The sequence below is a fragment of the Pseudarthrobacter enclensis genome, assembly GCF_030811655.1.
GTDB classification, from domain to species: domain Bacteria; phylum Actinomycetota; class Actinomycetes; order Actinomycetales; family Micrococcaceae; genus Arthrobacter; species Arthrobacter enclensis_A.
In genome coordinates this window covers 61226-68016 of the sequence record NZ_JAUSRE010000025.1, presented here as the reverse complement: position 1 = coordinate 68016, position 6791 = coordinate 61226, and the positions used below count along the sequence as shown (strand labels likewise).

Genomic DNA, 6791 nt, shown 5'->3' with positions numbered 1-6791 from the left:
CCGGACATGTAGTCCCCGTCCCCCAGCGCCATGCAGGCCCCGACAACCTGGGCCTCCTGCCCGATGCTGGTGTGCACGGTGCCAGGGATCTGGCCACGCTTAACCATCCGGGATGCCCGCTCGTCAAACCGGCGGATCCGCAGCATGCGCCGCTGCATCTCCAGCAAATCCTGCGATGAAAGATCCATGACGCCTCTCTCTATGACTAAATATTCATTGTACGAATTATGATTCTAACGGTGGGCGGAGAAGACTGACAAGACCTCTGGCCCTGGCTTAGGTGCCCGCAAACGGTGCTAGAAGGGCGTCGATCCGAGAGAGCACATAAGTGGGCTGCCGTTCGGGCGGCAGAAGGGCCGCCATCTCGGCCGTGGCTTCGCCCGTGAGTACGAGGGCGGAATCGATGCCTGCGTCCGCGGCCATCGCAATGTCGGTCTGCAGCCGATCCCCCACCATTACGCACTCCGATCCGGAGAGCCCGAGGACGTCGAGCGCGGCCTGGAGCATGACGGCGGCCGGCTTACCCACGTTCGCCTCGCACCGCACGCCCGTGCACGCCTCGATTGCCGCGATCACGGCCGCCGCGTCCGGTTCCCCGCGCCCCAGCGGCATCGGGCAGTAGGCGTCAGGATTGGTGGCCACGAGGCGGGCGCGGCGGTACTGCCAGAGCGCGTCGAAGGCGATCTGCAGTTTGCGGTAGTCGAACCGGCGGTCATAGCTCGCCACGACGACGTCGATGTCCTGGGGATCCTCGGTCAACTGGAAGCCGGCGGACCGGATGGCCTGTCGAAGCGGCTCCTCCCCGATGACGAAGACCGTCGCCCCCGGCGCTTCCCTCCGCAGCCAGGCGACGATGGTGACGAGCGGGTTCACGATCCGATCGATCGGCGTCGACAGGCCCAGTCGGGTGAGCTTGTCCGCGTACATCTGGGGGTTCTTTGTGGGGTTGTTGGACAGGAACAGGGTCTCACGCCCGGCATCCCGCAACCCACGTACGAGCTCGGCCGCCCCGGGGAGTAGCTCGTCGCCGAGGTAGATCGTGCCGTCGAGGTCGAATAGGTAGCCGTCATAGGACCGCACGTCGGGCCGGGATGTCAGGGCGCCGGGCGCTGCACTGGTCATCGGACCGCCTCCGTAAGCTTGGCGAACACCGAACGGTTGGACGGGTAGATGTCGCGGTAGACGTCATAGATCCGTTCATAAGCAGCCGCCGCGGCGGGTTCCGGCTTGTATACGGCGCCCGTGCCACTCATGGCCTTGGCCGCGGACAGGATCGAGTCGTGGATGCCGACGGCGGCGGCGGCCAGCATCCCGGCCCCGAGGCATGTGCTTTCAGGCTCACGCACGACCGATACACTGCGCTGCATGACATCCGCGACAATCTGGCACCAAACCGGACTTCGCGAGCCGCCGCCCAGGGCGATGACCTCGGCCACCGGATCGGCCAGGGCCTTCTCCGCCCCCGTGGTCAGGAAGCGCTGCTCAAAAGCGAGGCCCTCAAGCAAAGCCCGGTACACGTGCGCCTTGCCGTGGACCCCGGTGAGGCCGATGAGTGCACCGCGCGCATTATGGTCCCAGTAAGGCGTTAGTGCCCCCGTCCAGTAGGGCAGCGCCAACAGGCCCTCGGAGCCCGGGGGAAGGGTGGCCGCCGCGGTCTCGAGGACTTGTTCCACGCTCAGGCCAAGGCCGAGGCCTTGGGCGTCTATCCCGGAGAACTTCTCGACAAACCAGCTCAGGTTGATCGTGCCACCGCCGATGAATGTTTCCAGGGTGTAGGCCCCGGGGACGGCGGCCGAGAGGGTCCGGTACTCCCGGGCGTGGGAGTACTGCTCCGAGAACGTCCCCGACACGATCCCGCTGCCAAGGTTGAGGTACGCCCGTCCGCCCGAGGTTGCACCGGCACCCAACTGCGCGCACTGCCCATCCCCGGCACCGGCCACGACGGCGACTCCCGCCGGCAGGCCAAGGCGCGCAGCGGCGTCGTCAGTGAGATCCCCGAGGACGCTCCCCGGCGGCCGGAGCTCGCTGAGCTGCCCGCGTTCGAGGCCGACAGCGGCAACAAGGCCGTCGTCGTAATCGAAGGTGGACATGTCCACAAGACCGAGCGGATCCGCCGAGGCCCAGGAAGTGAGCCAGGCACCAGTGAGGCGCTGGACCAGGAACCCATGAACGTCCACTACCTTGCCGATACGTGAGACAGTGTCTGGCTCGTGGGCCTGGAGCCAATGGAGTTTATACCAGGCCGGAGTCGGGTTGGCGGGCTTGCCGGTAAGGCGATGGACCTCCTCCGTGCCGAAGGCGGCGACCTCTTCGGTGGCGCGGGCGTCGAGCCACAGCATGGCCGGCCGGAGGGGGATGCCCGCATCATCCAGGCAAGCGAAGCTCTCCCGCTGATGGGTGATGCAGATGGCACCGATCCGGGAGGCGGCCACGGTCTGGGCTGCCCGCCGAATCGCTTCGGCGGAGGCAGTCCACCAATCTTCGGCATTCTGTTCCCCCCATCCCGGGCGGGGCTGGCTGAGGCTGAAGGCGCAGCGGGCCTGCGAGAGCGCCTCGCCGCGGGCGTTCCAGACGACGGCCTTGGCGGCTGTTGTGGAGCAGTCGACGCCGATCACATAGTCACGCACTATGACTTCACTTCCTTCCTGCGTCCGCAGCTGCAGCGGCCTGGGCGGCACGCTCCAGCACCTCCTCCACGTCCTCGGCCCCCCACCATCCGAGGAGCGTGAGCAGGTCCACGACCGTGAAGCGGTTCCGCATGAGGGCGCAGTTCTCGACCGCCCACCGCCCCAATTCGGCATCCACGGAAGGCGCAAGTCCGGACAGCGAGACGGCGGCGCCGGCCTCTGACAGGGCGGAGGCGATGGACCCGGCAGGGCGGACGAGACTGCGGAGCTCCTCCCGGACTTCTGCCCAGCCCTCCAGCATCATGCCGACGCGGGCGAGTCCGCGGCCAACAACGTGGAGCTTGGCGGAGTAGTCGCGCCAGCATTCCTCCGCGACGCGGAGGCTTGGGTCAACCCGTTCGAATGCCGAGAAAACCCGGTTCCTGGCGCCCTCGAGTTCCAGCGTGGCCAGGCGTGGCTGGCTCAAGGGCGCGGCAGCCAACCTCTCGAACAGCATGTCCCATGCACTGGCAGCGATCACTGAACCTGCCCCAACCTGGGCCCCGTGGAATCCGATGGGCTGCCCGTGCGCACCGTGATACTGGTCGAGCATGTGGCTGATAAGGTGCTCTACGCCGGACAGGACGGCAGTGGTCCCTGCGACGCCGGTCACGATCCCTCGCAGCGCGAGGGCGCGGGCCAGTGCGCCTACGGAGTCGGGACGGCCTTCCCGGACTCCGGGACTCCAGCTCTCGAGGTCCTTGCCGACCATACCGAGCAAGCGGACCGCGCTGGGTTTGAAAGCCGGTTCGGTGCCAACAAGGGACGCAAGCCGCCAGTCCGCCGGGGCGACGAGCATAGAGGTCATCTCTCCGAAGCCAGCCCGATTCATGGCCGCTGGCGCCTCCGCGATCACGTCGGTGTCGGAGATGACGGCGTCGGGCCAGCAGGAGGGAACCGTGCGTTTCACCCCGTCGCGCAGGACTACCGAGACGTCGTCGGTGTACCCGTCGACAGATGCGGCGGTCTGCACCGAGACCAGAGAGGGGGGACTTCCCGCCGCCGCGCCGCGCTGGACGGCGACTTTCGCGATGTCGCTGATGGTACCGCCCCCGACGGCTACGACAGCGTCCATACCCAGGACGGCTTCCGCGGCTTCCTCGAGGACGCTATCCACGACGTGGAGTTCTGCGTGCCCGTCGTCCAACACAGTGCGGACGACATCGAAAGTCGCCGCGAGTTGGACTTCTATGAGATCTTTGACGTCCTCCCCGAATCGGGTGATTCGAGTACCGTCCACGAGGAGTGAAATTCGGGGCCGCGATGAGCCGTTGCCGGGAGCGGGCAGGAGGTGGCGCACGGCGTCGGCGACAGCCCCGACGGCTCCGGGACCGATGATCAGCTGACGTAGCCCGCAGCGGGCGAGCGTATGGTCCGGATCGGCTTGCGCGAGGAGCTCCTCGATTGGCTCGACGGCGTAGGTGTCGGTGGGCATGTCTGTCCTCTCTGAACGGATTCGCGGCCGTCAGGCGGTTTGCCGTGAACGGCTTGCCCGGTCGGTCAGAACGGCGATGATGATCGCGATCCCGATGACCACCGGCTGGAGATTAGGGGAGACGTTCAGAAGAGACATGCCATTGTTCAACACGCCGATGATCAGAAGACCGATGAAGGTGTTGAGCATGCCGCCTGAGCCCCCGGAGAGGCTGGCCCCTCCGATTACGACCACGGCGATGACGTTCAGGAGGTCCGCGGTTCCGGCGGTAGGCTGGGCGGAGTCGAGCCGAGAGCCGACGATGACGCCGGCGAGAGCGGCGAGGAAGCCTGCGATTACGTACACGCCGATTTTGATCCGGGTCACATTCAGGCCCGATAGACGCGCGACCTCGGCATTGCCGCCGATGGCGTAGAGGGCTCGCCCGGTCGGACGGAACCGGAGCCAGAATGCTGCGAGCAGGAAGGTTGCGACCATAATGATGCCCTCGAGCGGGATCCCTAGGACGTCGATGCTGGTGAGGGCCAGGTACCAGTCGGGAAAGTCGTTGATCGGATTTCCGTTGGTGATATAAAGGGCCAGGCCTGCGGCGGCGGACATGGTGGCCAGCGTTGCCACAAACGGCTGGATCCGCCCATAGGTGGACAGCACACCATTAGCAAGCCCTACCGCCGCACCCACCGCCAGCCCAATAACCACACACAGCTCGAAAGGCAGGCCGACGGCACGGAAAAGCCACGCGCTCGTCATAAGCGAGAGTGCAAGTGTGGAGCCGACAGAGAGGTCAATGCCGCCAATCAGGATCACCAACGCGGCCCCGACTGCCATAATGCCGATGTCTGCGTTCTGCGTAACGATGTTCGACAGGTTGCGCCACGTCAAGAAATACGGGGACATTACCGAAAAAACGATCATGACGGCGATGAGCCCTACAAGGGGTCCCGGAAGGGATCGAAACACGCCGAGGAGGCGGCCTGGGATTGCCCTAGCTGAGGAAGGTCGTTCGGGTGCGCTGCCGGACTTTATGCCCGCAGTTGCCGCCTTTCCGTGCGGCGCCGAGAATTTCTCGTTGGCGGCGTGATCGGTGCTGGTTCGCATGGCTGCTCTTTCTCTTTCTTCTACTGCTTAAAGGGTGGTGGCCGGGGAAGAAGGAGACTGCGGTCCCTCCAGTGGTTCCGGCCCGTTCGGAACGGACGAATGGACGGCCAGTGCCATGACGCGCTGGGGGGTGGCCTGTTCCCGGGCGAGAATCCCCTGCTGACGCCCGCGGGACATGACCATGACGCGATGGGAAAGGCCCAAGACCTCATCCAATTCGGACGAAACCACGATGACTGCCATCCCGCCAGCGGCGAGGGACCTGATGATCTCGTATATGGCCATCTTCGCGCCCACGTCCACTCCCCGGGTCGGTTCGTCCACGATCAAAACCTTGGGATCCTTCACGAGCCACTTGCCGATAAGGATCTTTTGCTGGTTTCCACCCGACATCGACTTGACCGGCAGCGCCATATTGCCCCGGACGTCGAACCTCTCGCGTTGAATTGCGCCGACGCGGCGTATGATTTTGCGGGTCATCAGGCCGCCGCGGGCAAGATCTCGCTCCCAAGGCAGCGTCAAGTTCTCCTCGGCGGATCGATCAAGGTTCAATCCGGTTCCCTTGCGGTCCTCCGGGACCATCACCACCCCTGCCTGGATGGCCGCCCGGGGGCTTGTGCAGCGCAACGGGCGTCCCTCAAGGATGACCTGTCCCTCGTCGGCCCGGTCCACGCCGGCGATGGCACGGACAACCTCGCTCCGCCCGGCCCCGACCAGGCCAGCGATGCCCAGAACTTCTCCGGCTGCCACTTCAAAATTGATGCCAGCGAAGGCGCCGCGCCGGCCGAGGCCCCGCACCTCCAAGACGGTCTGGCTCCGGCTGGGCTTAGGCGCAATATGTTCATAGGTGAACTCGCGGCCGACCATCGCGTTGATGATCTCTTCCTTGGCCACCTCACCGGAGTGCCAGTGCGCGACCCGGTTCCCGTCCCGAAGGCAAACGATCTCATCCGAGACTTCACGCACCTCGTCCAAACGATGCGAGATATACACGACTCCGGCCCCGGCAGCGCTCAGGGCGCGGATGCGGTCCAGGACATGCTCGGTCTCGGACTCACCCAGGGACGCGGAAGGCTCATCAAAGACCACGTACCGCGGCTTCCGACTGAGGGCCTTGGCGATCTCAATCTCCTGCTGCATTGCCATCGACAGGCCCCGGACAGGGCGACGGACATCCAAATCGACGCCCAGAGAATCCAGGATGAGGCCAGCCTCACGTCGTACGCTGTCCCAATCCACGCGGCCGCCATGCGTCGGGAGCCGCCCGAGAAAGATGTTCTCGGCTACCGAGAGGTCGGATATGAGTCGGGTCTCCTGATGGATCAGGGCCACTCCCTGCCGCAGCGCTTCCGCCGGGCTCGAAGGGGCGTACAGCGCGCCGTCGAGCTGCATGCTTCCACCGTCGGGCTTGAGCACCCCTGTGATCACGGAGCTGAGCGTGGATTTGCCGGCTCCGTTTTCCCCTACGAGACCTACTACGTTCCCCGGGGTGACACGGAAATCGACCGACTTAAGAACAGGTACTCCGCTGTAGGTTTTGATGAGGCCTTCGCCCACCAAGCCGCTGCCGGCCGCCTCTATCGCCATGTTTC

6 protein-coding genes are annotated in these 6791 nt (G+C 65.4%); all 6 read right to left on the bottom strand.

What is annotated here, in order from left to right; genetic code table 11:
- Positions 1-188: thiamine pyrophosphate-dependent enzyme (locus J2X98_RS19245; RefSeq protein WP_307311416.1), on the bottom strand; the 188-nt coding region annotated here is incomplete at its 3' end.
- 88 nt (positions 189-276) lie between these two features.
- Complete coding sequence (locus tag J2X98_RS19240; RefSeq protein WP_307311413.1) at positions 277-1122, bottom strand: HAD-IIA family hydrolase; 846 nt, start codon at positions 1120-1122, stop codon at positions 277-279.
- Positions 1119-2627 (bottom strand): xylulokinase, encoded by a 1509-nt coding sequence (locus J2X98_RS19235; RefSeq protein WP_307311411.1) that lies wholly within the window; start codon positions 2625-2627, stop codon positions 1119-1121. Before J2X98_RS19235 ends, J2X98_RS19240 begins: the two co-directional genes overlap by 4 nt.
- A 7-nt stretch (positions 2628-2634) precedes the next feature.
- A complete protein-coding gene (locus J2X98_RS19230; RefSeq protein WP_307311409.1) occupies positions 2635-4101 on the bottom strand; it encodes an iron-containing alcohol dehydrogenase in 1467 nt (488 codons plus the stop codon).
- A 30-nt stretch (positions 4102-4131) separates the two neighbouring features.
- Positions 4132-5199, bottom strand: a complete 1068-nt coding sequence (locus J2X98_RS19225) for an ABC transporter permease (RefSeq protein ID WP_307311407.1) — start codon at positions 5197-5199, stop codon at positions 4132-4134.
- A 27-nt stretch (positions 5200-5226) separates the two neighbouring features.
- Entirely contained in the window at positions 5227-6786 is a 1560-nt protein-coding gene (locus J2X98_RS19220) for a sugar ABC transporter ATP-binding protein (RefSeq protein WP_307311404.1), read from the bottom strand.
- Positions 6787-6791: the final 5 nt, after the last annotated feature.

Excerpts from the sequence above, each read along its gene's own strand:
- J2X98_RS19240 (WP_307311413.1), bottom strand. The coding sequence starts at position 1,122 with ATGACCAGTGCAGCGCCCGGCGCCCTGACATCCCGGCCCGACGTGCGG.
- J2X98_RS19220 (WP_307311404.1), bottom strand. The coding sequence starts at position 6,786 with ATGGCGATAGAGGCGGCCGGCAGCGGCTTGGTGGGCGAAGGCCTCATC.
- J2X98_RS19225 (WP_307311407.1), bottom strand. The coding sequence starts at position 5,199 with ATGCGAACCAGCACCGATCACGCCGCCAACGAGAAATTCTCGGCGCCG.
- J2X98_RS19230 (WP_307311409.1), bottom strand. The coding sequence starts at position 4,101 with ATGCCCACCGACACCTACGCCGTCGAGCCAATCGAGGAGCTCCTCGCG.